Annotated in this window: 26 protein-coding genes; 13 read left to right on the top strand and 13 right to left on the bottom strand. The window is 59.1% G+C overall.

The window, feature by feature from the left end; translation table 11 throughout:
* The first annotated feature begins 12 nt into the window (after positions 1–12).
* The gene (locus KUW67_RS03915) at positions 13–1374 is read left to right on the top strand and encodes a cytochrome P450 (RefSeq protein WP_224823973.1); all 1362 of its coding nucleotides are present in this window, start codon (positions 13–15) and stop codon (positions 1372–1374) included.
* On the opposite strand, the gene KUW67_RS03920 is transcribed toward KUW67_RS03915, so the two are convergent.
* The 3 genes from KUW67_RS03920 to parC are packed head-to-tail and all read right to left on the bottom strand — an operon-like array spanning position 1371 to position 5925.
* Complete coding sequence (locus KUW67_RS03920; RefSeq protein WP_224823974.1) at positions 1371–2495, bottom strand: M48 family metallopeptidase; 1125 nt, start codon at positions 2493–2495, stop codon at positions 1371–1373. The two genes, KUW67_RS03915 and KUW67_RS03920, sit on opposite strands and share 4 nt — an antisense overlap.
* A complete protein-coding gene (locus KUW67_RS03925; RefSeq protein WP_224823975.1) occupies positions 2492–3691 on the bottom strand; it encodes a DUF898 domain-containing protein in 1200 nt (399 codons plus the stop codon). Before KUW67_RS03925 ends, KUW67_RS03920 begins: the two co-directional genes overlap by 4 nt.
* On the bottom strand, positions 3688–5925 hold the full coding sequence (gene parC / locus KUW67_RS03930; RefSeq protein WP_224824376.1) for a DNA topoisomerase IV subunit A: 2238 nt from the start codon (positions 5923–5925) through the stop codon (positions 3688–3690). The genes KUW67_RS03925 and parC overlap by 4 nt, the downstream gene beginning before the upstream one ends.
* A 237-nt stretch (positions 5926–6162) precedes the next feature.
* Between parC and KUW67_RS03935 the strand changes: the two genes are divergently transcribed.
* From KUW67_RS03935 to KUW67_RS03960, 6 genes are all read left to right on the top strand, one after another.
* Positions 6163–6693 (top strand): SH3 domain-containing protein, encoded by a 531-nt coding sequence (locus tag KUW67_RS03935; protein WP_224823976.1) that lies wholly within the window; start codon positions 6163–6165, stop codon positions 6691–6693.
* A gap of 57 nt (positions 6694–6750) precedes the next feature.
* A complete protein-coding gene (locus KUW67_RS03940; RefSeq protein WP_224823977.1) occupies positions 6751–7578 on the top strand; it encodes an SDR family NAD(P)-dependent oxidoreductase in 828 nt (275 codons plus the stop codon).
* Positions 7579–7649: 71 nt separating this feature from the next.
* Positions 7650–7859, top strand: coding sequence for a twin transmembrane helix small protein (locus KUW67_RS03945; protein ID WP_224823978.1), 210 nt, complete (start codon positions 7650–7652; stop codon positions 7857–7859).
* Positions 7860–8432, top strand: a complete 573-nt coding sequence (locus KUW67_RS03950) for a cob(I)yrinic acid a,c-diamide adenosyltransferase (RefSeq protein WP_224823979.1) — start codon at positions 7860–7862, stop codon at positions 8430–8432.
* A 133-nt stretch (positions 8433–8565) separates the two neighbouring features.
* On the top strand, positions 8566–9324 hold the full coding sequence (locus KUW67_RS03955; protein WP_224823980.1) for an electron transfer flavoprotein subunit beta/FixA family protein: 759 nt from the start codon (positions 8566–8568) through the stop codon (positions 9322–9324).
* Positions 9324–10250, top strand: a complete 927-nt coding sequence (locus KUW67_RS03960) for an electron transfer flavoprotein subunit alpha/FixB family protein (protein ID WP_224823981.1) — start codon at positions 9324–9326, stop codon at positions 10248–10250. Before KUW67_RS03955 ends, KUW67_RS03960 begins: the two co-directional genes overlap by 1 nt.
* 51 nt (positions 10251–10301) lie before the next feature.
* On the opposite strand, the gene KUW67_RS03965 is transcribed toward KUW67_RS03960, so the two are convergent.
* On the bottom strand, positions 10302–11123 hold the full coding sequence (locus tag KUW67_RS03965) for a DUF6473 family protein (RefSeq protein WP_224823982.1): 822 nt from the start codon (positions 11121–11123) through the stop codon (positions 10302–10304).
* Between the two features lie 161 nt (positions 11124–11284).
* Here KUW67_RS03965 and KUW67_RS03970 point away from each other — a divergent pair, with 161 nt between their 5' ends.
* Positions 11285–12160 (top strand): 3-hydroxybutyryl-CoA dehydrogenase, encoded by an 876-nt coding sequence (locus tag KUW67_RS03970; protein ID WP_224823983.1) that lies wholly within the window; start codon positions 11285–11287, stop codon positions 12158–12160.
* On the opposite strand, the gene KUW67_RS03975 is transcribed toward KUW67_RS03970, so the two are convergent.
* From KUW67_RS03975 to KUW67_RS04005, 7 genes are read right to left on the bottom strand one after another with little or no spacing between them, the layout of a single operon-like run.
* Positions 12157–13041: a lysophospholipid acyltransferase family protein gene (locus KUW67_RS03975; protein WP_370634882.1), complete on the bottom strand. Its 885-nt coding sequence runs from the start codon at positions 13039–13041 to the stop codon at positions 12157–12159. The two genes, KUW67_RS03970 and KUW67_RS03975, sit on opposite strands and share 4 nt — an antisense overlap.
* A 30-nt stretch (positions 13042–13071) precedes the next feature.
* Positions 13072–13350 carry an HPr family phosphocarrier protein gene (locus tag KUW67_RS03980; RefSeq protein WP_224823984.1) on the bottom strand — a complete coding sequence of 93 codons (279 nt, stop codon included), beginning with the start codon at positions 13348–13350 and terminating at the stop codon, positions 13072–13074.
* 9 nt (positions 13351–13359) lie between these two features.
* On the bottom strand, positions 13360–13752 hold the full coding sequence (locus KUW67_RS03985) for a PTS fructose transporter subunit IIA (RefSeq protein WP_224823985.1): 393 nt from the start codon (positions 13750–13752) through the stop codon (positions 13360–13362).
* Positions 13749–14657, bottom strand: coding sequence for an RNase adapter RapZ (gene rapZ, locus KUW67_RS03990; protein WP_224823986.1), 909 nt, complete (start codon positions 14655–14657; stop codon positions 13749–13751). The genes KUW67_RS03985 and rapZ overlap by 4 nt, the downstream gene beginning before the upstream one ends.
* A gap of 12 nt (positions 14658–14669) precedes the next feature.
* Positions 14670–15125, bottom strand: a complete 456-nt coding sequence (locus KUW67_RS03995) for an HPr kinase/phosphorylase (protein ID WP_224823987.1) — start codon at positions 15123–15125, stop codon at positions 14670–14672.
* A 22-nt stretch (positions 15126–15147) separates the two neighbouring features.
* Positions 15148–16884, bottom strand: coding sequence for a sensor histidine kinase (locus KUW67_RS04000; protein WP_224823988.1), 1737 nt, complete (start codon positions 16882–16884; stop codon positions 15148–15150).
* Positions 16881–17585, bottom strand: coding sequence for a response regulator transcription factor (locus tag KUW67_RS04005; protein WP_224823989.1), 705 nt, complete (start codon positions 17583–17585; stop codon positions 16881–16883). The genes KUW67_RS04000 and KUW67_RS04005 overlap by 4 nt, the downstream gene beginning before the upstream one ends.
* A 339-nt stretch (positions 17586–17924) precedes the next feature.
* Here KUW67_RS04005 and KUW67_RS04010 point away from each other — a divergent pair, with 339 nt between their 5' ends.
* A complete protein-coding gene (locus tag KUW67_RS04010; protein ID WP_224823990.1) occupies positions 17925–19523 on the top strand; it encodes a phosphoenolpyruvate carboxykinase in 1599 nt (532 codons plus the stop codon).
* On the opposite strand, the gene KUW67_RS04015 is transcribed toward KUW67_RS04010, so the two are convergent.
* Positions 19520–20287: a sulfite exporter TauE/SafE family protein gene (locus KUW67_RS04015; RefSeq protein WP_224823991.1), complete on the bottom strand. Its 768-nt coding sequence runs from the start codon at positions 20285–20287 to the stop codon at positions 19520–19522. The genes KUW67_RS04010 and KUW67_RS04015 overlap by 4 nt on opposite strands.
* Positions 20288–20435: 148 nt before the next feature.
* Between KUW67_RS04015 and KUW67_RS04020 the strand changes: the two genes are divergently transcribed.
* The 4 genes from KUW67_RS04020 to KUW67_RS04035 all read left to right on the top strand — a co-directional run bounded on the left by KUW67_RS04020 (position 20436) and on the right by KUW67_RS04035 (position 24390).
* Complete coding sequence (locus KUW67_RS04020) at positions 20436–22121, top strand: acyl-CoA dehydrogenase family protein (RefSeq protein ID WP_224823992.1); 1686 nt, start codon at positions 20436–20438, stop codon at positions 22119–22121.
* Positions 22122–22323: 202 nt separating this feature from the next.
* Positions 22324–22836, top strand: a complete 513-nt coding sequence (locus tag KUW67_RS04025) for an SRPBCC family protein (protein ID WP_224823993.1) — start codon at positions 22324–22326, stop codon at positions 22834–22836.
* Between the two features lie 13 nt (positions 22837–22849).
* Complete coding sequence (locus tag KUW67_RS04030) at positions 22850–23203, top strand: YciI family protein (protein ID WP_224823994.1); 354 nt, start codon at positions 22850–22852, stop codon at positions 23201–23203.
* The gene (locus KUW67_RS04035; protein ID WP_224823995.1) at positions 23200–24390 is read left to right on the top strand and encodes a DUF6596 domain-containing protein; all 1191 of its coding nucleotides are present in this window, start codon (positions 23200–23202) and stop codon (positions 24388–24390) included. Before KUW67_RS04030 ends, KUW67_RS04035 begins: the two co-directional genes overlap by 4 nt.
* A 10-nt stretch (positions 24391–24400) precedes the next feature.
* Here the strand turns inward: KUW67_RS04035 and KUW67_RS04040 are convergent, their stop codons facing one another.
* A complete protein-coding gene (locus KUW67_RS04040) occupies positions 24401–24823 on the bottom strand; it encodes a hypothetical protein (RefSeq protein ID WP_224823996.1) in 423 nt (140 codons plus the stop codon).
* Positions 24824–24902: the final 79 nt, after the last annotated feature.

A 24902-nucleotide genomic window follows, 5' to 3' on the forward strand; every position in this document is an offset into this window, starting at 1 on the left:
TACCTATGGTGCATGAACCCGACCGCCCGCCTTCCTGTCCGCGTCCAACTGGGCACCGAGCCGCTTTCGATCCTGCAAAGCTTTGCCGCCGCGCGCAGCAACATCCTGTCGATTATTCCTGCGCAAGCCACGCGCGAGCGGATCATCTCGGGCCGCACGGTGCTGCCGTGGCACATGGTGATGGACCCACAGGCCAATCGCGAAGTTTTGCTGGAAAAGCTGGACAATTACCCGAAATCCGACATCACGAAAGACATTCTGCGCCCTGCCATTGGCGAAAGCCTGTTTGTGGCCGAGGGCAAGGATTGGCGCTGGCAGCGGCGCGCTTCGGCACCTGCCTTTTCCCCGCGCAATATTGCGGAACTGACCCCGATCATGACCCGTGCGGCCGAAGCCTCTGCTCAGCGCATTTCCGCTGCGGCCACACCGGGGCGGGCGCTCAACCTCTTTGACGAGATGGTCGCGACAACCTTTGACGTGATCGCAGATGTGACGTTCTCGGATGACAATATGTTCGACCAGCAAGCCGTCCATGACGCGATTGACCGCTATATCGAACAGGCCGCGCGCGTTTCGATCCTTGATATTCTGGGCTTTCCCACATGGGTGCCGCGCCCCGGTCGCATGATGGCGATGCCCGCGATGCGCAAGATGAAGGATCAGGCCGATGCTGCGATTGAGCGCCGTCGCACAGTGCCGGACGCCGCACAGCCCGATCTGCTGAGCCTTTTGGTCGACGCCGCCGATGACAAAACCGGGCGCACGATGACCACGGGCGAGCTGCGCGACAACCTGCTGACCTTCATTGTGGCCGGTCATGAAACGACCGCGCTGACGCTCAGTTGGGCGCTTTATCTGTGCGCGTTTGATCCGTCGGTGCAGGACAAGGCCCGCGCGCAAGCCCAAGATGTGCTGGGCGACCGCGCCGCAACGGCAGAGGATGTGATCAACCTGCCCTATATCCGCCAGATCATTGACGAGACCTTGCGCCTTTACCCAGCAGGCGGGTTCCTGTCGCGGACCGCGCAGGAGGACGACACGCTAATGGGCCAGCGCATCAAGGCGCGCGATACGGTGATGCTGCCAGTTTATGCCCTGCACCGGCACCACGGTCTGTGGGATGATCCGGATGCGTTCAACCCGGACCGCTTTGCCGATCCAAAGGCGATTGACCGCTACGCTTATCTTCCGTTCAGCGACGGCCCGCGCATTTGCATCGGGGCCAGTTTCGCGCTGCAAGAGGCGGTGATCATTCTTGCGACACTTCTGGCGCGGTTCAAATTCACCTCCGTGCCGGGGCGTGACCCGGACCCGGTGATGATCCTGACATTACGGCCCGAAGGTGGCGTGTGGCTGACGGTCGAGCCTGCCTAGTCGCAGATCGTCTTTAACGCCTGCCACTCGGCATCGGTGAGACTGGGCGTATACTCCGCTTCCGACCCGCTGGCCTCGGCCCGTTCGATCCGGCTGACCAGATCGGGATGCGCCATGAAGTGATCCAGCAAGCTGGGTTGATCACCGTTGAGTTGCTCGAACCGCTCGAACATGCGCGCAAGGCCAAGCGGTGAAACGCCAGCCGCCTCAAGCGTCTCGGACGCAAAGATATCGGCGTTCATCTCGGCCTCTTGACTGTAGCTCGCCTGGATCAGCCGCTCTGCGAGAAAGAGCACAACGGCACCGCCTGCAAAATCACCAAAAAGCAAGCCCAGCACCCCGATGGACCCGGCGGAACGCAACGCCATCCGCGAGGGATCGCGGGCGACAACATGGCCAACCTCATGGGCAAAGACGGCTGCAATCTCGTCAGGGTCTTCGGCCATATCCAACAACCCGTCAAACAGCACGACATAGCCGCCGGGCAGCGCGAAGGCATTGATCATCTCGTGATCCAGAACGCGCACAGTCAACGGATAAGGCAGATCGACCGTCTCGGTCAGACGCGCCTCCATCTTGGCCAAAGCGGCCAGCCCATCAGGGCTTTCGCACATCGGGACCGGATCAAGCCCGGTATTGTCCAATGCAGTGCGGATCTGCTCGAACGTGGTATCGCCCAGCGCCTTTTCTCCGCTGGGCGGTAGGAACGTCGCCAGTTGATTGGCCATCACCGGCACAAGAACGAAAATAATCAATGCGACCGACGCAACGGCGGCAACTGACCAGCCAAGCAGCTTTCCTGCATTCTGCACCGGTGGGCGCTTTGCCAAGGCTGGTGCGGCGCCTTCGATCTGCCGCGCGAAGCCCTTGTCCCGCAAAACCAGCCGGGTGACAGGATCGCCGGCCTGCGCGAGCACCAGATCGGTGGGATGCGCCTGATCCAGAAGGCGGCGCAGCTTGCCGAGGGGCCAGTGCAACGCCTCTCCGTCGCCCGGCGCAATCACCAATTCCGTCGCGGTCAGCGTCACTGCGACGCGCAGCGGCAAAGCCCGTTCGCCATCCATCAAATCGCCGAAGACCGGCGGTGCAGGCGTACTCCAGACCTCATCACGCAGGGTCATATCGCAGCCCCCACATCCAGCGCTTCGGCGAAACCTTCGGCCTCGGCAAATTCATCGCGGGGGCGTTGACGGATGTCGGTCAAGGCACCGGGATTTTGCACACTGAGCGATTGTGCGTAATGCGCCGCCAACGGTAGCCCGACGAAGACCTGACTGAGCACGTTCCACATCAGAAAGATGGTAAAATACAGCATGATCGTCAGGGCGGTGGTGATCCAGAACGGCACATTTGACAGCGCCTGAAACATCTCGACATCGAACTCCGCACCCATTTGCGCAGCCCCGCCAATAACCGACATCACAGCCGCAAAAATCACGATAAACAGCCCAAAGAACAACGCGCCCACGACGGTGTAGACCAGCGCATAGCCGACGCTGTAAATCTTCATCACGCGGCCTGTCTTGGGCTCCGCTTTCAAGGCGATGCCGCCCAACGTCTTGTGACTGGTCAACAGGCGCAGCGATTGCACCCGAAAATGAATGGCCCCGAACATCAGCCAGAACAGCGCAACAGGCAGGATGAAAAGGGTGCTTTCGTCCCCATAAGCGCCTGCCAAAACTGTGCCAACAGTCAGCCCGACCGCGATCAACAGGTGCTTCATCGGCGGATAAAGCATCGTCCATGTGCCGCCCTGATGCAGACGCTTATCCCCGAAAAACGTGCGGTCCGCGCGGTATTTCTCAAGGTAGAAAACCTGTCGCGGCAGCAGCAAACCCGCCGTCGCGATCGTGGCCAGCCAGTGCAGCGCCGCGCGCCATGCATAACCCCACGCGCCGGGTTCCAGCCCGAAACGAATGCCGCGCCACCGGGTGCGCGCAAGGATGTAGCGCCGCGCGCGATATTGCGCAAAAAAGATGATGGGTAGGATGCCGATGAAAGACAGCGCATACGCCGCCCCATTTCCGGCAAAAAGCGAAAAGCTGGCAAACATCAGGATCAGGTTCACGATGCCGATATAAAAAGCCAGAAAGACCACAGCGACGAGGAACCCAAGCAGTTTCTCCAGCGGCGTGCCCAGATATTCCATCGGGTGGCCACCCGGTCGGATCGCGCTCCACATATAGCGGCGCAGGCGGGTTTTCATCCAGAAGCGATAAAAGCCCAGCGTGAGGATCGTCAGAAGGCCGGTTTTCAGCGACAGCCAGAAATAAGCGCCCTTGCGGCCAACGAATTCGGTGCCGAGCGCCTCGCTCATGTAAACCTGTTATCCCGCGGGAACCCGCGCGGGGCCATCCGGCCGGCAGAGGCACGCTTACCGACCCATTCTGCCAGTTCGGTTTCCGTCCGGGTGCGGCCTGCCGGGTCAAGCCAACTCAGACCTTCGCCAAGCACAAAGGTCGTCGCATCCGACAGCCCGCCATCTTTGTATTTCTGCAAGCGCACGCCCTTGCCGCGTCCCATCTCGGGCAGTTCCTCTAGCGGGAACACCAGCACTTTGCGGTTCTCACCGACGCAAGCGACGTGATCACCATCCACAGGTTTGCAGACCAGCGCTTTGACGTCGCCTTTGACGTTCAGCACTTGTTTACCAGCGCGGGTCTGCGCCACCACATCGTCTTCGGGCACAACAAAACCATCGCCAGCCGTGGACGCCACCAGCAATTTGCGGCCCGGTTTATGGATGAACAGACCGATGATTTCGCTGTCGTTGGGCAGGTCAACCATCAGGCGCAGCGGCTCACCCATCCCACGCCCCCCCGGCAGGTTTGAGGCTGAGACGGTGTAGAAACGCCCGTTCGCGCCGAAAACGAGCAGCCGATCCGTCGTTTCGGCATGGAAGGCAAAGCGCGGCCCGTCGCCGTCTTTGAACTTCATCTCCTGTGCCAGATCGACATGGCCTTTCAGCGCGCGGACCCAGCCCATTTGCGAACAAACCACCGTGATCGGTTCGCGGTCGATCATCGCTTCCAGAGGAACCTCTTCGACCTCGCCCGCCTCGGCAAAGGTCGTGCGCCGCGCGCCGCCTTCATAGTCCTTGCCGAAGGTCTTTTTCGTCTCGCGCAACTGATCGGCAATCCGCGCCCATTGCAGGCTTTCCTCGGACAGCAAATCCTCAAGCCCTGCGCGTTCCTCGTAAAGCGCATCGCGTTCGTTGCGCAGCTCCATCTCTTCGAGCTTGCGCAAGGACCGCAGCCGCATGTTCAGAATCGCTTCGGCCTGCACATCGGTCAGTTCAAACTCGGCCATCAGCATGGCCTTGGGATCGTCCTCGTAGCGGATAATCTCGATCACGCGATCAAGGTTGAGGAAAGCAACGATGTAGCCTTCCAGCACCTCCAAACGGTGGTCGATCTTGGCCATCCGGTGTTCAGATCGGCGGATCAGAACCTCACGCCGGTGATCAAGGAACGCGCGCAGCACTTCCTTCATCGAGCAGACCTTGGGCGTGCGCCCGTCGATCAACACGTTCATATTCAGGCTGAAGCGCACCTCAAGATCGGAGTTGCGATAGAGCATCCCCATCAGCACTTCGGGGTCCACATTCTTGGAGCGCGGCTCGATCACCATGCGGATGTCGTCGGCGCTCTCATCACGAATATCGGTGAGGATCGGAATCTTCTTGGTCTGGATCAGCTCCGCGATCTTCTCGATCAGCTTGGATTTCTGGACCTGATAGGGAATCTCGGTAACGACGATCTGCCATTGACCGCGGCCAAGGTCTTCGATCTCGTACCGGCACCGCAGACGGAACGATCCGCGCCCGGTGCGGTAGGCCTCAAGGATATTCTCTTTCGGCTCAACGATGACCCCGCCCGTGGGGAAATCGGGGCCAGGCACGTATTCCTGCAACGTCTCGTCGCGCGCGCCGGGCGTCTTGATCAGGTGCAGGCAGGCATTGCACAGCTCGACGATATTATGCGGCGGAATGTTGGTGGCCATGCCCACTGCGATTCCGCTCGATCCATTGGCCAGCAGGTTCGGGAAAGACGCAGGCAGCACGACCGGTTCGGTCAGCGTGCCGTCGTAATTGTCGCGATAATCGACGGCGTTTTCCGACAGCCCATCCAACAACGCTTCGGCTGCAACGGTCATCCGCGCTTCGGTATAGCGCGAGGCCGCCGGGTTATCCCCGTCGATATTGCCGAAATTGCCTTGACCGTCGACCAGCGGATAGCGCACAGCAAAATCCTGCGCCAAACGCGCCATCGCGTCGTAAATCGCGGCGTCCCCATGCGGGTGATAGTTGCCCATCACGTCGCCGCTGATCTTGGCAGACTTCCGGAACCCCCCGTTGGAGGCCAGCTTCAACTCCCGCATTGCATAAAGAATCCGCCGATGCACCGGCTTCAGGCCATCGCGCGCATCCGGCAACGCGCGGTGCATGATCGTGGACAAAGCATAGGTCAGATACCGTTCGCCGATGGCGCGGCGCAGAGGTTCTGTCACGTTATGTGGGTCGATATTGGGGTCGTCGGTCAGATCGTTCATAAATACGGTGTAATTGGCCCCTTTCCCACGGTCCAGAGGGAAGCGTGCCAAAATCCACGTCCAGAGGCGCGCAAAACCTGTGACTTTGGTCCCACACGCCTTTCACCGTGAAAAAATCGGGAACTTTCCCCGTTTTCGTGGCTTGAGAAGTATGATTTCAGCGGCACACGATGTTAAGGTGACAAAGCGTTAGCCAGTTGCTGCTTTTATAAAATGTTTCCGGGGGGGAACGTCCAAATGAACAAGTTTATCGCATTCACCTTTTTGGTGCTGGGTGTCGGCTTTTACGAACTCAGCGGCGGCTCGGATTTTGTCCTTGAGACGCGCGAAAGCGCAGAGCCTCAAGTCGCCCGTGCGCAGCCCCTCGAGACCGTGGCGCCTGCCCTGCCCGAGCCTGCAGCTGAACCTGTGACTGTGGCCACAATCGCCCCGCGAGAGGAAACGCCCAACGTGCAACTGGCTTCGTTCAACGTGAACATCCGCGATGCCGAACTGCCCAAAATTGATCTCAGCAAGTTCGAGGCACCTGCCCCAAGCGCGCCTGTTCAGGCCGTGGCCGAGCCGGATTTTGTCGGCACTGACATCCGTCAGGTCACCGGTAATCGTGTGAATGTTCGCTCTGGCCCCGGCACCGGGTTTGAGGTTGTCGCTCAAGCGATCCGCGGCGACGAAGCCGAGGTTATCATTGATGACGGTACCGGCTGGGTGCAACTGCGCCTTGCGGGCGGTCAAACCGGCTGGATGGCGGATTTCCTGCTCAGCGACTGATCCCTTGATCTTCGCCTGACCCCGCGCAATAGCTTGCGTCAAACAGGGGCAGGCTTCATGAGCAAATCCATCCTAATCACCGGCTGTTCGTCCGGCATCGGCGAACATGCAGCTTACGCATTAAAAAAGCACGGGTGGCGCGTTTTCGCATCATGCCGCAAGGCCGAAGATTGCGCCCGCTTGCAGGCCGAGGGCTTTGATGCGCCGCTTATCGACTATGCAGATCCGGCCACGATCCGGAGCGGTTTGGCCGAGGTTCTAGAAGCCACCGGCGGCACGCTGAACGCGCTTTTCAACAACGGAGCTTACGGCATTCCGGGCGCGGTGGAAGACCTGCCCACAGACGCCTTGCGCGCAATCTTCGAGACAAATTTCTTTGGCTATCACGACCTGATCCAACGTGTGATCCCCGTGATGCGCGCGCAAGGCCATGGGCGGATTATCCAGAACTCTTCCGTTCTCGGCTTCACGGCGTTGCGATGGCGCGGAGCTTACAATTCGACCAAATTCGCACTGGAAGGGCTGACCGATACGCTCCGGGTCGAGATGCGCGACACGCCGCTGCATATCATTCTTATTGAGCCCGGACCGATCACCACGAAAATCCGCCAGAACTCGATCCCGCATTTCGAGAAATGGATCAATTGGGAGGCCTCTCCCCGTGCCGAGCAATACCGCACACAACTGCGCAAGCGCCTGTATCACGACAGCGGCCCCGACCCGTTCGAGCTGCCTTGCGACGCCGTCACCAAAAAGCTGATCCACGCGTTGGAGGCCCGCAATCCACGCCCGCGTTACTTCGTGACGACGCCGACCTACATGATGGGCGCATTGAAACGACTGCTGCCGACCCGCGCCTTTGATTGGGTTTTGTCAAAAATCTGACCGACCCGCATTTACACCTGTCTTTTTCAGCGCGCACGGCTAGGTGACGCAGAACGAATGAAGGAAAACCGATGACCTCTGATCCGCTCTTTTATCTTCTCGCCGCCTCAATCCTGCTGGTTCTGGGAATTCTGCTATATGGCATTGCCGGGTTTGGCAAAGGTGGCGATTTCAATAAAACGAAAGCCAACAAGGTCATGCGCTGGCGCATCATCGCGCAGTTTGTCGCCGTGCTGCTGATCCTTCTCTATGTCTATCTTCGCCGCCAAGGAGGTGCCTAAATGGTTGTTCTAAATAAGATTTACACGAAAACCGGGGATGCGGGCGAAACCGCTTTGGGTAATGGCGCTCGGGTGGCCAAGCACTCCATGCGGGTCACGGCCTATGGTACTGTGGACGAATTGAACTCCATCGTCGGCATTGCCCGGCTGCATGTTGAAGGCGAGATGGACGCGCAATTGTCCTCCATTCAGAACGACCTCTTTGATCTGGGCGCGGACCTCTGCCGTCCGGACATGGAGAAGGACGCCGACAGCGAATACCCGCCCTTGCGGATGGTGGCCACGCAGGTGGACCGACTTGAGGCCGAGATCGACGCCATGAATGACGCGTTGGAACCGCTGCGCAGTTTCATTTTGCCCGGTGGCTCTCCGGCAGCCGCGCATTTGCACCATTGCCGCACGGCAGCGCGCCGGGCCGAGCGTCTTTCGGTCGAGCTTGCGACGATGGAATCAATCAACCCGGCAGCTGTAAAATTCCTCAATCGGCTGTCAGATTGGTTTTTTGTTGCGGCACGGATCGCCAATAATGACGGAAAAGATGACGTGCTTTGGAAACCCGGAGCCAACCGTTAGCGCAAAACGCGGCGTCGCAAGGCTGCGGCGCGTCGATTTTGACCTGTTTTCTGTTTCACCCTCGCGCTAACTAAGCGGGGAAAGATAGCTGCCGCAGGCATTCCCAGCGGCAGGCATAGCAGGAGAGTTGCAAATGAAGGTCCTCGTACCGGTCAAACGTGTGATCGACTACAACGTGAAAGTGCGCGTCAAAGCGGATGGCAGCGGGGTCGATCTGGCGAATGTGAAAATGTCGATGAATCCGTTCGACGAGATTGCTGTCGAACAGGCAATTCGTCTGAAAGAAGCCGGTAAGGCGGACGAGGTTGTCGCCGTGTCCATCGGCGTGAAGCAAAGCCAGGAAACGCTGCGCACCGCACTCGCCATGGGCGCAGATCGCGCGATCCTTGTGGTGGCTGCCGATGATGTGCACACCGATATCGAACCGCTGAGCGTTGCCAAGATCCTCAAAGCCGTTGTCGATGAAGAACAGCCTGGTTTGGTGCTTTGCGGCAAGCAGGCGATCGACAATGACATGAACGCCACCGGGCAAATGCTGTCTGCACTGCTGGGCTGGTCGCAGGCGACCTTTGCCTCGGAAGTCGATGTTGATGGCGACAGCGCCAAAGTGACCCGCGAAGTGGACGGCGGTTTGCAGACGATCTCGGTCAAGATGCCGACGATCATCACCGTCGACCTGCGCCTGAACGAGCCGCGCTATGCGTCGCTGCCCAACATCATGAAGGCCAAGAAAAAGCCGCTCGATGAAAAGACCCCCGCCGATTACGGCGTCGATGTCGCCCCGCGCCTTGAGATCGTGAAAACCGAAGAGCCCGCAGCGCGTGCTGCTGGTGTCAAGGTCGGGTCGGTCGAGGAGCTGGTCGCGAAACTCAAAGAAGCAGGAGCTGTGTAATGGCTGTTCTTTTGATTGCTGAAGTTGCAGGCGGCGAGCTGAATGTCGATGCGACCTCCAAGGCCCTGACGGCTGCAAAGCAGATGGGTGACGTGACGATCCTGGCCGCAGGCGATGGCTGCGCTGGCGCAGCTGAGGCCGCTGCCAAGCTGGACGGTGTCAGCAAAGTGCTTTGCGCCGATGACGCCGCCTACGGTCATGATCTGGCCGAGCCGGTCGCTGATCTCGTCGTCTCGCTCGCGGGTGATTACGAACATATCGTCGCCCCCTCCACGGCCGCGTCGAAAAACCTGCTGCCCCGCGTGGCGGCGATGCTTGACGTCATGGTGATTTCGGAAGTGACCGCCGTTGTGGACGGCAACACGTTCGAGCGTCCGATCTATGCAGGCAACGCCATGCAGACGGTGAAGTCCTCGGACGCCAAGAAGGTCGCCACGATCCGGACATCGACCTTTGATGCCGCTGGCGAAGGTGGCTCCGCTTCGGTTGAGACCATCGCGGCAACGGCAAACCCCGGCCTGTCCGAATGGGTCGAGGACAAGGTGGCCGAGAGCGACCGTCCCGAGCTGACCTCGGCTGGCGTCGTGGTCTCCGGTGGTCGCGGGGTCGGGTCGGAAGATGACTTCGCGCTGATCGAGAAGCTGGCCGACAAACTGGGCGCTGCCGTTGGTGCGTCCCGCGCGGCTGTCGATTCGGGCTATGCGCCCAATGACTGGCAAGTGGGTCAGACCGGTAAGGTCGTCGCCCCCGATCTGTATATCGCGGTCGGCATCTCTGGCGCGATCCAGCACTTGGCGGGCATGAAGGATTCCAAAGTGATCGTCGCGATCAACAAGGATGAAGAAGCACCGATCTTCCAGGTCGCCGACTATGGCCTGGTCGCCGACCTCTTCGACGCTGTGCCAGAGCTGGTCGAAAAGCTGTAAGCTACTGACAAGATAGCAGAAAGGCCCGCCCATTCCGGCGGGCCTTTTTTGTTAAGTCTGCGGCATGTGCCTGGACAATGGCCCCGTCAGAGCACGGGCGGCGTGGTGATGGGCATCAATGCCCATCAGATCCCCCGCCGCCAACGCCTCCAGCGGGTTGAAGACCATGCCTTCGGTTCGCAAAGGACCAGGATCGAAGACCACCTCAGCATAGTCTGACGCCATTCCGCGCAGCTGTTCGATCATGCTGCCTGTGATGAACTGCGGGCGGCCCGTCGCCTCCATATCGTCACTAGGGCCATTCTCGCCCATCCAAAGCAGCGTCACAGGTGCGGTCAGCTTGTCCAACAGAGTTTTCATCCGTCCCAGCCACGCCGATTGCAGTTCGTCCACCAACATCGCGAAGCGATCCGGCGCGCTTTGCTTCAACTCGGCCAGCAAATGGCCCGTGAAGTGGAACTCCGTAAAGTCGGCATCGCGGAAAATGGTCGTCATCAAATCAGACGCATGGACGAACCGATCATTGCGACGCGGATGCACAGTGTAGAACCTGTTAGAGCAGTTCTGCGCACCCGTAATCTCTAGCACAATCGCTTCGGACCGGTTGGCCAGATCAATGATCCCCGGCTCGTTCAGATACGCCTCTGGCCCAGCGTTGACGACACCCAGATTGACTGTCTCGAACCCTATTTTGTCCTCGATCAGCGCCGGGAACGGCGTTTCGATAAAACGCCCGTACGTCTCTGTGCCGCCCAGACAGGCCACATATTCATGCCGCAACTGTTTGCGCGGCCCGCGAAACCGAAGACGCGAGCCTTCATAGGAACACGGAAAATAGTCGAGGCCAGACTGGCCCAAAGTCTCATAGGTCATCAAACCCACCCTTTAATTATTCACCCGAGTCGGAGATTGCGCCCAAAACCTTGCCAAAAAGCTAAACCCACAAGGTGAGATAAAATGTCTGGGTCTGCGCCCCTTGGCACCCCTCGCACAGGCGGTCATACTGCGCGCGAGCAGCAGGAAAGGCCGCCCTTATGACGATCCAGAAAGTTGGTGTGATTGGTGCAGGACAGATGGGCAACGGGATCGCCCATGTTTTTGCGCTGGCAGGCTATGACGTAATGCTCAACGACATTTCCGAGGATAGCCTGAACGCCGCTGTTGCTCTGATCGACAAGAATCTCGAACGTCAGGTCAGTCGTGAAAAGATCGCAGCCGATGAAAAAGCCGCCGCGATGGGTCGCATCCAGACAACGCTGAAATTGCCCGATCTGGGCGAAACCGATCTGGTCATTGAGGCTGCGACAGAACGCGAAACCGTCAAACAGGCAATCTTTGAAGACCTGCTGCCGCATCTGCAGCCGCACACGATCCTGACCTCGAACACCTCATCGATCTCGATCACGCGGCTGGCGTCCCGCACCGACCGGCCCGAGAAATTCATGGGGTTTCACTTCATGAACCCGGTGCCAATCATGCAACTGGTCGAACTGATCCGCGGAATCGCCACAGACGAGCCAACCTTTTCGACCTGTATGAAAGTCGTTGAAAAACTTGGTAAAACTTCCGCAACGGCCGAAGACTTCCCTGCCTTCATCGTGAACCGCATCCTGATGCCGATGATCAACGAGGCGGTTTATACGCTGTATGAGGGCGTCGGCTCGGTCAAATCCATCGATACATCGCTGAAACTGGGCGCAAACCACCCGATGGGCCCGCTAGAGCTGGCTGATTTCATCGGGCTCGATACGTGTTTGGCGATCATGAATGTTCTGCATGACGGGCTGGCGGATACGAAATACCGCCCTTGCCCGCTGCTGACGAAATATGTCGAAGCAGGCTGGCTTGGCCGTAAAACGGATCGGGGTTTCTACGATTATCGTGGCGATGAGCCGGTCCCGACACGTTAACGCGTGTCGTCACCCAGCTTGAGCGTTTCCTGACGCAACCAACTGACAAAGCCACGCGGGTTGCTCGCCCATTCCTTCGTCACCTCTGACGGGATCGGCTCGCCGACGCGCGGGGCCTGAGGCTTGCGCATGGCATGCACGACCTCATGGATCAGCAACCCCTGCCGCAACGTGGCCGAGATGCGATTGGCCATCTGATACCAACGCGAATTCTGTCCGGGAAAGTAGATGGGCAAGACAGTCGCACCAGACTTTTGAATCATTTTTGCCGTGAATGGATTCCACTCGGCCTCAATCGCAGGGCCAAACATCGTCTCGCTGGAGGCAACCACGCCAGACGGGAACAGAACCACGACGCCATTTTGCTGCAGATGCTCCATCGCGGCCTTGCGCATCTCAATCGACTTGCGCTGCGCGTCGACCTCATGCGGAAACGGCACCGGGATCATGAATTGTTCAATCTCGGCGATGCCCGTCAAAAGACTGCGCGTGAGAATTTTGTAATCCGTGCGCACGCGGCCAATGAGATCCGCCAGGATCATGCCATCGACAAGCCCATGCGGGTGGTTTGCCACAATGATCACCGGGCCATCCTTGGGAATTCGTGCGATCTGCTCTGGCGGAGTGGCCAGAGGAATACCCATTAAATCAAGGGATTGCCGCCAGAAGGCTTGTCCATACTGCGGGCCCAACGCCTCAAACCGGCGGATCAGGCGCAGCAGAGAAATCTTGCCCGTGCACCATTCCATCACGCGGATAGTCAAAGACTTGAACGGATTTTCAAACGTGTTCGCATAAGACAGCTTGCGCTTGTCATACGGCACGTAGTTTGGATCGGTCATCACCGGTGTCACAGTCGTGTTTTGGAAACTGTCTACCACTTGGTGTGTTCGCCTCCCGACCGAAGTCGCCTAGAAGTCTTCGCCAAACTTATCGGCGACCAGCGCATCAATGGCGTCAGCAAGCTGATCGGCCTGCGCGCCGCTGGTTTCAACCTCAATAGTGGTTCCTTTGGAGGCTGCCAACATCAAAAGCCCCATAATACTGTCTCCCGATGTGCTCAGCCCGTCCTTGGAGACCTCTGCCCTAGCGTCATGCGCCTCTACGACTTCAACGAGCTTGGCCGACGCGCGGGCATGCAACCCTTTCTCGTTCACAATCTTATGGCTACGCAAAACAGTTTGGCTCATGGCGTTGGATCAAACCGCATCCGCATCGAAGCTGTCAATATACTTGCGTCCGGCATCGCGGGCCAGTGACACAGCGTCTTCGACCGTTCTTTGGCGAGACTTTGCGAGTTTGACCAACATCGGCAGGTTGGCCCCATACAGGATCTTGCGATTGGTCGGGCTGCAAGCGCGCAGGCTCAGGTTTGAGGGCGAGCCGCCGAACATATCCGTGACGATCACCACACCGTCGCCCGTATCGACCGCATCCGCGGCATCACAAATCTCGGTTTGCTTGGCGCTGCGGTCATCGCTGACCTCGATCGAGATGGCCTCAATCCCGCCCTGGCTGCCGACGACATGTTCGACAGCGGCCAGATACTCGCGGGCCAATCCCCCATGCGCGACGATCACGATGCCGATCACGCTTTACTCTCTTTATGCTGTGGCGCGGGCCGTGTGGCTGCAGCGCGTTCTAATTCCCTGTGTCTTATAGATACCTGCCAACCGGCTGATTCAAGGGCTCGCGCCAGCTTTTCCGTAACGGCAACAGATCGGTGTTGCCCTCCGGTGCAGCCAAATCCGATGGACAGATGCGCTTTGCCCTCGGCCACATAAGCCGGAAGCAGCATTTCGGCGAGGGCGAAAATGCGGCCAAAGAACTCTTCAAACCGGGGGTCTTTTTCGACATAGGCGCTGACCGCAGGGTCCTGCCCGTTCAACGCGCGGAGGCTTTCTTCCCAGTAAGGATTGTTCAGAAAACGGCAGTCGAACACCATATCGATGCCGCGCGGCAAGCCGCGCTTATAAGAGAATGAGTGCACCGCCAGCGCCAGACGGTCGCCGCTTTCAGGCGCGAACCAGCGTTCCATCTCGGCACGCAAATCGTGCGGGCTCAGTTCGGACGTATCAAGCAGCATTTCTGCCCGCGCCCGGATTGGAGCCAGCAGATCAGATTCCCGTGCGATCCCTTGGGCGGGGCTTTCGCCAGGGGCCATCGGGTGGCGTCTGCGCGTCTCGGAATAGCGGCGCAGCAGCACATCCGTATTGGCATCCAGATAGAGCACTTCCAGCGCAATCTCGGGCGTCTCTCCCAGACGGTCGATCATCTCGATCACGGCTTGGGTGCTGAAATCGCGGTTGCGCACGTCCAGGCCCAGCGCCAGCGGTTTGCTCATCGGCGGGCCTTGCAGCAGGCGCGGCATCAAGCTGAGCGGGAGGTTGTCGATGGCCTCATAGCCCAGATCCTCAAGCGCATTGATCGCGGTTGATCGCCCGGCCCCGGACGGTCCGGTGACCAGCACCACGCGCTGGCCGGTTTGGTGATACATTGGCGCCATCTTTTAATCCCGTCTTCCCTCCTTGAGATATTGCATCAGCGCAGCAGGAAAAGCTGTGTTCCCCGCTTTGTGAAGCAAGGGGAGCACTTGTCCCAGCAAAACCGCCTCGCGAAAGGGCGGCAGACGGTCGCGCTCTGACGTGGCGAGATCAAGAATGGCCACTACAGGCGTCGGCCCGGACGGGGGGGCATTCAGCAGGCCAATCCCCCGCGCCTCGATGCGGCCTTCGATGGAAGGTGGGCACTGCGCGATGACGCGGTTGCCGTCTAGACGCAGGGCTGTCTGGTCGTCCGCCACAAGCTGCGCGCCCAGCGCCATCAACTCCAGCGCAAGGCTGGATTTGCCTGTACCAGATGGGCCGATAATCAGTAGTGCCTTGCCGGACACCGCGACGCAACTGGCGTGCACCTGCACTGGCGCGTCTGTGTCAGGGGGGTCAGAGGGCAGCGTTTCAGACATTGGAAAGCGGCTGCCCTTTCTGTCAGATCGGCAAGCCGACCACAAAGCGCGCGCCCAGCGGTTCGGACGTGATGTCGGCATCGGTCGGGCGAATATTCTCGGCCCAGATCACGCCGCCATGGGCCTCAACAATCTGTTTGGAGATCGCAAGCCCAAGCCCGGAGTTATTGCCAAACTGCGCCTCGGGGCGTTCCGAATAGAACCGCTGGAAAATCTTGTTCAGCGCGGGTTCGGGGATACCCGGCCCGGTATCCTCGACCACGACAAGCACGCGGTTTTCACGCTGCCGCGCCCAGACCCGGATCGCGTCGCCCTCCTCGCAAAACGAAATCGCATTTGTGATCAGATTGACAAAAACCTGCGCCAGCCGCGCCTCAAGCCCGTGAATGAAGATCGGATTTGCCGGAATGTCTGCAATATACTCAACGCCCTTGGCCGAGGCTTCCTGACCAAGAAACTCGTTCAGATTGCCGATCATTTTCAGCAAATCGAACGCCTGCTCTTCTTCCTTGACCAGCTCGCTATCAAGCCGCGATGCATTCGCGATATCGCTGACCAGACGATCCAGACGACTGACATCATGGTCAATCACGTCCAGCAGCTTTTCACGCTGATCGTCCCGCTTCGCCACGCGCATCGTGCCCACGGCGGACCGCAAAGAGGCAAGCGGATTCTTGATTTCATGCGCCACGTCGGCTGCGAATTGTTCATTCGCATCAATGCGATCGTAAAGTGCGGCCACCATGCCCCGTAGCGCGCTGGAGAGCCTGCCAATCTCGTCCGGTCGCGCCGTCAAATCGGGGATCCGAATGCGGCTCGGCGTCATTTTACGCGCGTTCTTATCGCGACCAAGTTCCGCCGCAGCAGCCAAATCCGACAGCGGATTCGCGATGGTCGAGGCCAACACAAGGCTCAATCCAATCGAGACCAGAATGGCGATGACAAACATCTGCAAAATCTGTTCGCGGTCGCTGCGCACAAGCTGGTCAATCTCACCTGCGGCACTGGTCAGCGCCACAACGCCAACGGCCCGATCCCCTTGCAAAATAGGGGTGGCAACAGTGAATAGCGTCGCCTCGTTCGCGTCGCGCCCCATCTTGACCTGCGTGCCGCCGGTCAGCGTTTCGTCGATCAGCTTGGCTGCCAACGTTGCGGCATCCTGAACCTCGGCCACGTCCTCTTGCGCGGTCAGCACTTTGGACGCACCCGACCAGATGCGGTTCAGAAAGTCTGTGATGACGGTGTTGGTTTCGGCGTTCTCAAGCCCGTCGATCTGAGGCAAGCGCCGCTGCATTCCTTCGGTCGAGCCGACAAGCGTCTCTTGCGGATCAAACACGAACACCTCGATGCCCGAGCGCAGATCAAGCGCCTCAAGCGTTTCGGCCACGTCCAGACCATCGCCAGCGGCCAGATTGACGGGGGCGTTGCCCTCAATCTGCGCCTCGAACACATCGGCAATCAGTTCGGCTTCTGACACCAGCGCCGTGCCGCGCTGAAACGCCAGGCTGTTGCGTGCGGGGTTCAGATACAGAACCCCCGCCACCAGCACGATCAGCGCCAACAGGTTGAATGTGATGATCTTGCGCGCCAGTGGCGACCGGTTGAGCGTGATCAGCCCGCGCCGCTCCCGCCGGTCCTGCAGTTCTTTCTCGCCGAAGCTGTCGGGCGCGACATAATCATCGCCCAACACAACATCAGGTTTCGCTGCCTTGCGGACAGAGTTCAGATCCCGAACGTCAATCTTCGGCGCGATTGTCATGGCTCTTCGTTATACCGGTAGCCAATGCCATAAAGGGTTTCGATCGCCGTAAACTCGTCATCGACCGACCGCATCTTCTTGCGCAAGCGCTTGATATGGCTGTCGATTGTGCGGTCATCGACATAGACCTGATCGTCATAGGCCACGTCCATCAACTGATCGCGGCTTTTGACGAAACCGGGCCGTTGCGCCAGCGCTTGCAACAGCAGGAACTCGGTCACGGTCAAGGACACGTCCTGCCCCTTCCACGTCACCGCGTGACGCAGCGGGTCCATTCGCAACTCGCCACGCACCAGCACTTTGGTCTCTTCGGTGTCGCCGACCACATCGCCTGCAATCGCATCCTGACGGCGCAGAAGCGCACGGATACGTTCGACCAGAAGGCGCTGGGAGAACGGCTTTTTCACATAGTCATCCGCGCCCATCCGCAGACCCAGAACCTCGTCGATCTCATCGTCTTTGGAGGTCAGGAAAATCACTGGCATCGTCGTTTTCTGACGCAGCCGTTGCAGCAAATCCATGCCGTCCATACGGGGCATCTTGATGTCCAGAACAGCCATATCCGGCATGCTTTTGTTGAAAGCCTCCAGCGCAGCCTGACCATCATTATAGGTGTTTACCTCGAAGCCTTCCGCTTCGAGTGTCATGGACACGGATGTCAGAATATTCCGATCATCGTCCACCAAGGCGATCTTCGACATGGGGATTTCCTTTTACTGCTCGTTATTATTTTTTGCCTGCTTTTAGGCATAATCTCTCTTTTTTCAGGGTCCGAATCAACTGTTAAAGCGAATCAGGGTTCTGACCTGCGTCAGTTTTGAAACAAAAAAGGAAATGAATTGCTAAAATGCAGCAGTTAACCGCCAGATGCAGAGCGTGTTGGCGCTAACCTGCATTTGGTTGCGCTAACTGCGCGTTTGCGTCCTGTTCTAATCCGGAACCGTCATGTTATCTGGACCCCTGTCGCTGCTTCCGGCGGCAGGCGCGATCCATGCGCTAAAGGACAATTCGCCTCGATTGGGCACCACAGGAGCAACTCAATGACATCTGGACGGGTCAACCCGCAGCACCGCCTCGAAGACCAAGGGATCACAGGTCTCGGCAATGTCTATTACAACCTGCTGGAGCCTGCGCTGATCGAAGCCGCGCTCAAACGCGATGAAGGCACGCTGGGCGAAGGGGGAACATTCCTTGTTTCCACCGGCAAGCACACGGGTCGCTCCCCCAAAGATAAGTTTGTTGTCCGCACGCCGTCCGTGGAAGACAGCATCTGGTGGGAAAACAACGCCCCGATGGAGCCTGCGGCGTTTGACGTTCTTTACAGCGACATGATCGCTCATATGGAGGGCGGCGATTACTACGTGCATGATCTTTTCGGTGGCGCTGATCCCGCCCACCGTCTTGATGTCCGCGTCGTGACCGAGCTTGCATGGCATGGCCTCTTCATCCGCCACCTTCTGCGTCGGCCTGACCGCGATGAGTTGGATGAGTTCACCGCTGATTTCACCATCATCAACTGCCCCACCTTCCAGGCGGACCCTGCCAAGCATGGGTGCCGCTCTGAAACGGTCATTGTGCTGAATTTCGACAAGAAGCTGATCCTGATCGGCGGCACCGAATATGCAGGTGAGAACAAGAAATCCGTGTTCTCGCTTCTGAACTACCTGCTACCGGAAAAAGGCATCATGCCGATGCACTGCTCGGCCAATCACGCGCCGGGTAACCCTGTTGATACAGCGATCTTCTTTGGCCTTTCCGGCACCGGCAAAACGACGCTGTCGGCTGATCCGTCCCGCACGCTGATCGGGGATGATGAGCATGGATGGTCCGAACGTGGCACCTTCAACTTCGAGGGCGGCTGCTATGCCAAGACGATCAATCTCAGCGCCGAGGCCGAGCCCGAGATTTACGCTACGACCAAGAAATTCGGCACCGTGATTGAGAATATGGTCTATGATGAAGAAACCAAGGAACTCGACTTCGAAGACGATAGCCTGACCGCCAATATGCGCTGCGCCTATCCGCTGCACTATATCTCGAATGCGTCGTCCACCGCGCTTGGTGGCCACCCTAAGAACATCATCATGCTGACCTGCGATGCGTTCGGCGTTCTGCCCCCAATCGCGCGGCTCACACCCGCACAGGCAATGTACCACTTCCTCTCCGGCTTCACGTCCAAAGTCGCCGGGACCGAGCGCGGCGTGACCGAGCCTGAGCCGACATTCTCCACCTGTTTCGGCGCACCCTTCATGCCCCGTCGCCCCGAAGCCTACGGCAACCTGCTGCGCGAAAAGATCGCCAAGCATGGCGCGACCTGCTGGCTGGTGAACACCGGTTGGACCGGAGGCGCGTACGGCTCTGGCTCACGCATGCCGATCCGCGCAACCCGCGCGTTGCTGACTGCCGCTCTGGATGGCTCATTGGCTGCGGTTGATTTCCGCAAAGACCCCAACTTCGGTTTCGAAGTGCCGGTCAGTGTTCAGGGTGTCGCTGACATTCTGCTTGATCCGCGCCGCACGTGGGCCGATGCAAGCGCCTATGACGCGCAGGCCGAAAAGCTGGTGCAGATGTTTGCCGACAACTTCGAGCAATATGTGCCCTACATCGACGACGATGTGAAAGCCGCAGCCATCGGCTAAAACAGCCCGCGCCGGATCAGGTTGAGCCCGGCCAAAAACAAAACGGCCAGCGTCGCTTTTCTGAAAGCCTGCTGGTCGATCTTGTCATGCACCAGCCAGCCCAGCGCCATACCGGCAAAGGCCGGCGCAATCATGACAGCCGAGAACGGCGCCGTCTGCGCATTCAGCACCCCCGATTGCACATGCGCCGCCGTCAGCGCCACCGCCCCCAGCCCATAGATCACGCCCATAACGCGCATCTGATCGACCTTGGGTGTCTCAATTGCCGTCAAATAGGCCACCGTCGGCGGCCCCCAGATGCCGGATATGCCGCCAATGAACCCCGCAAACGCGCCGATTCCGGCCTCCCAGACCCGCCGCGAGTGTTCTGCGATATGCAACCGCCAGCCTGCCAGTTGGAAGGTCGCAAACAGCACCACCGGCACGCCCATCATCAAGAACAGCAGATCCGCCGGTAACACCGCGACCAGTTGCGCGCTGAGCAACAGGGTGACCAACCCAAACAGCAAAAACCGCCAGACCGACCGGATCGAACGGATCGCCGCGCCAATCCCCTGCCGCAATGCTTGCCCGCCATTGGCCACCAGCGTCGGTAAGATCAACCCAGCCAGCGCCACATCAGGGGGCAAAAAGCCCGAAAGCCCTGAAATCACGACCATCGGCATGGCGAACCCAACGACACCTTTGACGACGCCGCCCAAAAACGCGATGCCAAGTGCGGCGATCAGCAGGGTTGGGGACATGAGGGCAAAAATGCTATCCATGCTTCCGAATACCGCAGCCATCATCGCGCTGCACTGCAATAATCGCCTGCGCAATTTTTGTTCAAATAGCCGGAATATTTGGAATTAAAGTTGCGCTGCACCTGCGAAAGAACTATGTCGTCAGGCAGCTTATAAAAGGAACTGTAGAATGGCCCACGACGGACAAGACATGCCCCTCGCGCCCACGGCGCTGCTCCCTGATCTTCTCAGCCTCACAGGCGCGGCGATTGCCCCTGTGGAAGAGGTTTTGAATAAAGCAAAAGAAGCCTTGCGCGCATTGGTGACGAAAGACGGGCGCGTCTCTGGCGGCCTGATTGAAGCGAACCAAACCGCCGCTCACGGGCTGGCCTGGCTCGCCACGTATGTCGAATCGCTACGCCAGATGCAGGCTTGGGCGGACAAGCTGCAAGCCGAGGGCAAATTTGGCGAGACGGAGCAACTGATCCACCAGATCGCTTTTGGCGAATACCTCTGGCAGATCTATGGCGGCATCCCGATGAACCAGGGCGAGATTCTCCGCCTGCAAGACATCGGCCTGACCCAGGACGACATGCGCGCTCTCATGGATCCTGCGGTGATGACGCTCACCCAGTCCGGCAACACACAAGCCGCCCGGACGCGACTTGTCGAGCTGATGCAGGAGCATTCGGCCAACATCACCGTTGGCACCTCCGGCCTTGATGATGAGCTTGAGATGATCCGCGAACAGTTCCGCCGCTTCGCCGTCGAAAAAGTCGAACCGCACGCCCATGACTGGCACCTCAAAGACGAGCTGATCCCGATGGAGATCATCGAGGAACTGGCCGAAATGGGCGTCTTCGGTTTGACCATCCCCGAGGAATATGGCGGGTTTGGTCTGTCGAAAGCGTCGATGTGCGTCGTCTCCGAAGAACTTTCGCGCGGCTATATCGGTGTCGGCTCGCTCGGCACCCGTTCGGAAATCGCAGCCGAGCTGATCATCTGCGGCGGTACCGAAGAGCAAAAGCAGAAATGGCTGCCGCAATTGGCCTCGGCCGAGACATTGCCGACCGCCGTGTTTACTGAGCCGAACACAGGCTCTGACCTCGGCTCCCTGCGCACCCGCGCGGTCAAGGACGGCGACGATTACCGCGTCACCGGCAACAAAACCTGGATCACCCACGCGACCCGCACGCAGATCATGACGCTGCTGGCCCGCACTGATCCGGAAACGACCAATTACTCGGGCCTGTCGATGTTCATCGCCGAAAAGACCCCCGGCACCGACGAAAACCCCTTCCCCACTGAAGGTATGACCGGCGGTGAGATCGAAGTCCTCGGCTATCGCGGCATGAAGGAATACGAACTGGCCTTCGACAACTTCCACGTCAAAGGTGAAAACCTTCTGGGCGGCGAAGAAGGCAAGGGCTTCAAGCAACTGATGGAAACGTTCGAGAGCGCGCGCATCCAGACCGCCGCACGCGCGGTCGGTGTCGCGCAATCCGCGCTGGATATCGGCATGCAATACGCGCTGGAGCGCAAGCAGTTCGGCAAAGCCCTGATCGAGTTTCCCCGCGTCTCGGGTAAGCTGGCCATGATGGCGGTTGAGATCATGATCGCCCGCCAGCTGACCTATTTCTCGGCAACCGAGAAAGACGAAGGCCGCCGCTGCGATCTTGAGGCCGGCATGGCCAAACTGCTGGGCGCGCGCGTCGCTTGGGCCGCAGCCGATAACGGTCTGCAAATCCACGGCGGCAACGGCTTCGCGCTGGAATACAAGATCAGCCGCGTGCTCTGCGATGCGCGCATCCTCAACATCTTCGAGGGTGCTGCTGAAATTCAGGCTCAGGTGATTGCGCGGCGTCTTCTGGACTAAGCCTTAGATCATAGAAAAGCGTAAAAGCCTCGCTCCCGGCGGGGCTTTTTCATTTTAATTGAGAAAAAGAGCGTCGTAATTTCAAGTCCTTACGAATTTTCTTCAAAAAAACTTCACCCCTTCTGTCGATCCGCCTGTCTCCCATTCGTCATGTCCATGAAAGCACCCCGCTTTCGGGAACTTAATACACGGAGACACCGACATGACCCTTTCCCAAATCCTGCTCATCGGCGCTGGCATCCTCGCATTGGCAACCGCCGCCACCTACCTCATCCCAAGCAAGGTTGAGGTTGAACGCACCGCAATCATCGACGCTGATCCGCAAACGATCCTGCAACTGGCTGCGTCCAACACGGGCTACCAGGCGTTCAACCCTTACAAAGCCAGCGATCCCAACCTGAAGATCACCCATTTCGGCCCAGAAAGCGGCGTGGGCTCCGGCTTTCACTTCGACGGAAAAGAGGGCAAAGGCAGCCAGACCGTCGCGCAGATCATCGGCAGCTCGGTGATCTATGACATCGACCTTGGTCCGATGGGCACACCCACCCAATCGCTCACCGTGACCCCCACTGCCGAGGGTACACAGGTCACATGGCGCATGGAAACCGACATGGGAATGAACCCGATCGCCCGTGTCTTTGGTCTTTTCATGGACGGCATGATCGGCAAGACTTTCGAAGCAGGTCTCGCCAACCTCGCCAAAGCGACTGCATAAGGGAACCAGATCAATGCGTTATACATTTTTCCTCTATTCAAACCCTGCCGATTTTACCGACATGACCCCAGAGGACTGGGCCAAGGAAAAGGAAGTTTACGGCGCCTATATCGGCGCTTTGCAAGAGGCCGGCGTCTTCGTTGACACTGACTGGCTCCACCCCGCGCATACCGCCACCACCGTGAGCCTTGCCGATGGCGAAACCCGTATCCAGGACGGCCCCTTCGCCGACACCAAGGAAACACTGGGCGGGTTCTTCGTCGTTGATGTCCCCGATCTGGATGCCGCCCTCGCCTGGGCGGCCAAATGCCCCGCTGCCGCTTATGGCAAGGTCGAAGTCCGCGCCTCTGCGATGGACAGCGCGTGACAGCCGATGCGCGCGCAGCAGAGGTTGCGCGCGCGTCCTACGGTAAGCTCATCGCGATCCTTGCCAGCCGCACGCGCGATATCACTGCTGCCGAAGATGCGCTGGCTGATGCATTCACCAAAGCGCTCATCGCTTGGCCCCAAAGCGGTATCCCGGACAACCCTGAAGCTTGGCTTCTGACCACAGCGCGCAACCGTCTGACCGATGCCCAGCGCCGCGCCACCCGCATCAATTACACTGACGAGGTCCCCGAAATGCCGACTCAGCAACCCCCCGATTTCCCCGACGAACGCCTGAAACTGATGTTCGTCTGCGCCCATCCGGCCATCGACGCGGGCTTGCACACGCCGCTGATGCTGCAAACCGTGCTGGGGGTCGAGGCCGTAGAAATAGCCTCAGCTTTTCTGATCTCGCCCACCGCCATGGCCCAGCGGCTTGTGCGCGCCAAATCCAAGATCAAAGCCAGCGGCATCCCGTTCCACATCCCTGACCCGGCCAACCTGCCGCCCCGCCTCGATGCGGTACTTGAAGCGATCTACGGGGCCTATTCACTCGACTGGCTCCACGGCTCCGACGCGCTCAGCGTTGAAGCGCTCTACCTCGCTCATCTTCTAACCGACCTCATGCCAAAAGAACCCGAAGCCCTTGGCCTTGCAGCGCTTATCGCCTTTGCCCAGTCTCGCGAGGCCGCCCGGATCAAAGACGACACCCTTGTCCCGCTCCATGAACAGGACCCGACCCTTTGGGACACTGGCTTGATCGACCGCGCTGCAACCTTCCTCACCCGCGCCCAGCGCCTTGGCAAGATCGGGCGTTTCCAGCTTGAAGCGGCCATCCAATCCGTCCATGCGCACCGCGCCGAAACCGGAGCGACCGACTGGCGCGCGCTCATGAAACTGCACGCGGCACTGCTAAAACTCTACCCGACGATCGGGGCAGCGGTCAGTCACGCGGCGGCCACCGCGCAAGTTCTCGGGCCGGATGAAGGCCTTGGTTTACTGGATAAAATCGATCCGAAAACCGCCGAGAATTTCCAACCCGCCCTCGCCACACGGGCCTATCTGACAGCGCAAAAGGGCGACGCACATGGCGCCGCCCTTCTTTATGATAAAGCGATTTCGCTGACGACCGAAGCCCCGCTCCGACGCTATCTGGAGGCCAGACGCGCGGTGCTTGCGCGCAGCTGAGCGGGACGCCTTAAATCAGGCTCCGCCCTTTCACGTCGCCGTTGCCGCGCAGCATGAAAAACAGGCCACCGGCCAATAGCATCCCTTGCAGTTGCCATCCGAAGAACGGGCCGAAATAGATCATGATGATGACACCGGCCACAACGATAGAAATCGCAAGGCCCGCCAGGCGCGTCAGCAGGTCCGAGAACCAGTTGTTGCGCAGCAGACCACCCAGAAGCAGCGCGATACCGCCGCCAACTTCGGCTAAGGCGGCCAAAGCGAATAGAACCAGCGGAAGCCCGAAGCCTTCGGCCTGCGCCGCCATATCGGGCAGCTTGATCAGACCTTGGTCGATGATGATGGCGGCCAACGGGATACGGATGAACCAGTCAGCACTACGAATGGTTGGGATACGGCGCGCCGTATCGGCGGCCATGTCGATCATAGTCATATCTTTGCTCCTTATGTCGCGCGGGCGATCTGCGCCTGCGCCATGGGCCGCAATGAAAACGCGGCGCTTTTATTGATCT

Origin of the sequence: Cognatishimia sp. MH4019 (genome assembly GCF_020177595.1) — a bacterium.
In the GTDB taxonomy this organism is placed as follows: domain Bacteria; phylum Pseudomonadota; class Alphaproteobacteria; order Rhodobacterales; family Rhodobacteraceae; genus JAHTBL01.

Coding starts and splice junctions, on each gene's coding strand:
- KUW67_RS03940 (WP_224823977.1), top strand. CDS start 6,751: ATGAGCAAATCCATCCTAATCACCGGCTGTTCGTCCGGCATCGGCGAA.
- KUW67_RS03920 (WP_224823974.1), bottom strand. CDS start 2,495: ATGACCCTGCGTGATGAGGTCTGGAGTACGCCTGCACCGCCGGTCTTC.
- KUW67_RS04030 (WP_224823994.1), top strand. CDS start 22,850: ATGCGTTATACATTTTTCCTCTATTCAAACCCTGCCGATTTTACCGAC.
- KUW67_RS03950 (WP_224823979.1), top strand. CDS start 7,860: ATGGTTGTTCTAAATAAGATTTACACGAAAACCGGGGATGCGGGCGAA.
- KUW67_RS03980 (WP_224823984.1), bottom strand. CDS start 13,350: ATGAGCCAAACTGTTTTGCGTAGCCATAAGATTGTGAACGAGAAAGGG.
- KUW67_RS03995 (WP_224823987.1), bottom strand. CDS start 15,125: ATGTCTGAAACGCTGCCCTCTGACCCCCCTGACACAGACGCGCCAGTG.
- KUW67_RS03915 (WP_224823973.1), top strand. CDS start 13: ATGAACCCGACCGCCCGCCTTCCTGTCCGCGTCCAACTGGGCACCGAG.
- parC (WP_224824376.1), bottom strand. CDS start 5,925: ATGAACGATCTGACCGACGACCCCAATATCGACCCACATAACGTGACA.
- KUW67_RS04040 (WP_224823996.1), bottom strand. CDS start 24,823: ATGACTATGATCGACATGGCCGCCGATACGGCGCGCCGTATCCCAACC.
- KUW67_RS04005 (WP_224823989.1), bottom strand. CDS start 17,585: ATGTCGAAGATCGCCTTGGTGGACGATGATCGGAATATTCTGACATCC.
- KUW67_RS03960 (WP_224823981.1), top strand. CDS start 9,324: ATGGCTGTTCTTTTGATTGCTGAAGTTGCAGGCGGCGAGCTGAATGTC.
- KUW67_RS03935 (WP_224823976.1), top strand. CDS start 6,163: ATGAACAAGTTTATCGCATTCACCTTTTTGGTGCTGGGTGTCGGCTTT.
- KUW67_RS04000 (WP_224823988.1), bottom strand. CDS start 16,884: ATGACAATCGCGCCGAAGATTGACGTTCGGGATCTGAACTCTGTCCGC.
- KUW67_RS03965 (WP_224823982.1), bottom strand. CDS start 11,123: ATGACCTATGAGACTTTGGGCCAGTCTGGCCTCGACTATTTTCCGTGT.
- KUW67_RS04025 (WP_224823993.1), top strand. CDS start 22,324: ATGACCCTTTCCCAAATCCTGCTCATCGGCGCTGGCATCCTCGCATTG.
- KUW67_RS03945 (WP_224823978.1), top strand. CDS start 7,650: ATGACCTCTGATCCGCTCTTTTATCTTCTCGCCGCCTCAATCCTGCTG.
- KUW67_RS03970 (WP_224823983.1), top strand. CDS start 11,285: ATGACGATCCAGAAAGTTGGTGTGATTGGTGCAGGACAGATGGGCAAC.
- KUW67_RS04015 (WP_224823991.1), bottom strand. CDS start 20,287: ATGGATAGCATTTTTGCCCTCATGTCCCCAACCCTGCTGATCGCCGCA.
- KUW67_RS04010 (WP_224823990.1), top strand. CDS start 17,925: ATGACATCTGGACGGGTCAACCCGCAGCACCGCCTCGAAGACCAAGGG.
- KUW67_RS03955 (WP_224823980.1), top strand. CDS start 8,566: ATGAAGGTCCTCGTACCGGTCAAACGTGTGATCGACTACAACGTGAAA.
- KUW67_RS04020 (WP_224823992.1), top strand. CDS start 20,436: ATGGCCCACGACGGACAAGACATGCCCCTCGCGCCCACGGCGCTGCTC.
- KUW67_RS03925 (WP_224823975.1), bottom strand. CDS start 3,691: ATGAGCGAGGCGCTCGGCACCGAATTCGTTGGCCGCAAGGGCGCTTAT.
- rapZ (WP_224823986.1), bottom strand. CDS start 14,657: ATGTATCACCAAACCGGCCAGCGCGTGGTGCTGGTCACCGGACCGTCC.